Annotated in this window: 1 protein-coding gene and 1 pseudogene; both read left to right on the top strand. The window is 62.1% G+C overall.

The window, feature by feature from the left end; genetic code table 11:
• Positions 1-447 (top strand): annotated as a pseudogene (locus R1101_RS31200) (hypothetical protein); the annotation flags it as partial.
• A gap of 415 nt (positions 448-862) precedes the next feature.
• Positions 863-1798, top strand: a complete 936-nt coding sequence (locus tag R1101_RS30425) for a hypothetical protein (protein WP_147290698.1) — start codon at positions 863-865, stop codon at positions 1796-1798.
• The last annotated feature ends 253 nt before the right edge of the window (positions 1799-2051 follow it).

Raw genomic sequence — 2051 nt, forward strand, 5'->3', positions numbered from 1 at the left:
ACGCGAGTGGTCCGCGAACGCTCGCTGGGCAGCGCCATCGCCGAAGCGCTACTGCAGGTCGCGGAGGCGTACCGCACCGGCGCGTGGCTCGTCGAAGGTGCCCGCCTGCTCCTCGTGTCGGTGGTGACCGGCGCCGAACAGTCCGGGTTCACCGTGCACCACGACGGCACCGTCGACCCCTCCGACCAGATCCGCATCCTCTCGGCGATGCTGCAGGCCGAAGCCGTCGCCGAAGCCCGCGTCCGCCTCGAACACGAAGCAGCGGAACTGACACACGCCGTCACCGGCGCTCTCGAACAGGCGTCGCGAGCAGCGACGGAAACTGCCGATCGAATCACCGCCGTTGCGGTACTCGAAGCAGCCAGGGATGCCGCGGTGCGGGGAAGGTCGTGCAGACGGAGGACGGTGAGTTCTCGTTCTGGCCTCCGGATTGGCCGGCCTCTATAGCGGGAGCCACTATCGGGTTGACCGCAGACTCGACGAAGGAGGAACTGAAGAGTGCTGCGACAGCGTCCGGGGACGACGTTGCCGGCCGTATTGCGTCTCGAATTGGGCCCGTGGGAGCAGCATTAGGAGTAATCCCCGCGATCTCGAACGACATCGAGACCGGAATGGACCCGGCCGAAGCAGTCGTTACCGAGAGTATTGGCGCTGCATTTGGATACAGGATCGACTCCGGTGTGGGCAAACTTGTCGGAGGAGTGGCAGGGTCCTTGATCGCACCGGGCGTGGGAACCGGCGTAGGTCTTGTTGCCGGGACCGTGCTCGGTGCCGCGATTGGGCTGGGTGTCTCGAGAGGATTACAAGGACTATGGCGTTGAGCAATCTATTCACTTGGCGCTCAGCGCCCTTCAGGTCACGCATGATGAAGCCGGACAAGCCACCTGGAAATGCGTGTGCCATCCATTGGCCGTGGCCACAGCACTTCCAAGTCGTGGTGATGCTGATCTCAGTACTCATGATTGCGCTGGTGCCTGTCTTCGCTGCACTCACGCTGCAACAGTGGACACAGGATGATGTCCTAGCCGCCGTCGGTTTCGCAGGAATCACGCTCGGACTCGTCCTATCGAGTCCGATCTGCTTCCACGAAGCGGGAATCCGTCATCTCGCCTTGTCACGGCTGGTGGTTCATCACCATCATCCCGAGCACGGTGCTGGAATCCGGATACCGACACGTCGTTGGGGAATCTCGACTGTCGTCGGTACCGCACTCGCACTCGGAACCTACAGTCTCGCTGCAGCGATCGCGGTTTCACATCGGTCCGGCGAAAGCCTTCTCCCACACGGTCGAACCGAGAGCGAGGGGCTTCCCTTCTTGATTGTTCTGGTACTCGTCTGCTTTGCGACGGCGGTGTTTCTTCTGGCCGTCCGATCGGACACGCGACTCGACATATATCGCGGGGGTATCCGGAGGCGGGTCTGTAGACGAGTTCTGACTCATGCGCAGGTGATCGATCACTTCATTCCCTGGAACGAGATCGAGCGTATCGAGGTCGGGGATCTCGGCGTCCGCTTGGGGTCCGCACAGTATCCGGTAGTCGACCTTTTCACCGTTTCACCGACGGCAGAAGACCTCCGGACCCGTCCCGACGGAGTCAACAGGTTTGCGGTGATGGTTCATCAACTCGCTGTGGAGCCCAACACTCTGTTCACACTCATGAAACGTCTGGTAGAGAATCCGTGCGATCGTGGACTCCTCACGGGATCCGGTGCAGTCGACCTTTTGCGCCCTCCGCCGCTGCGGGAACGATTCCGCGCAGCACGCCAGCCGTCGCGTCAGCACGGGAACAGTCGGTAGGTACGCAACAGCAACATCGGGTTCGCAACGCGGCCAGTAACTGACGGCGTTGCGAACCTTCACCACGTGTTGCGTACCTCGTGTACCACCGATGCCTGTCGCTTTCTGCTATCGTCCCGACCCGGACGTATCGGGGGATTCCGTCGGGGGGGGACAGTCGTGACGTTGCACGTCGATCCGGCGATGGATCGACACGGATGAGACCGGGAGTCGCTGCGGTCCGGTCCTGGAATCCCGACGCTCTGCGAGTCAC

The organism is Rhodococcus sp. R1101 (assembly GCF_000278445.1).
Taxonomy (GTDB): Bacteria; Actinomycetota; Actinomycetes; order Mycobacteriales; family Mycobacteriaceae; genus Rhodococcus; species Rhodococcus gordoniae.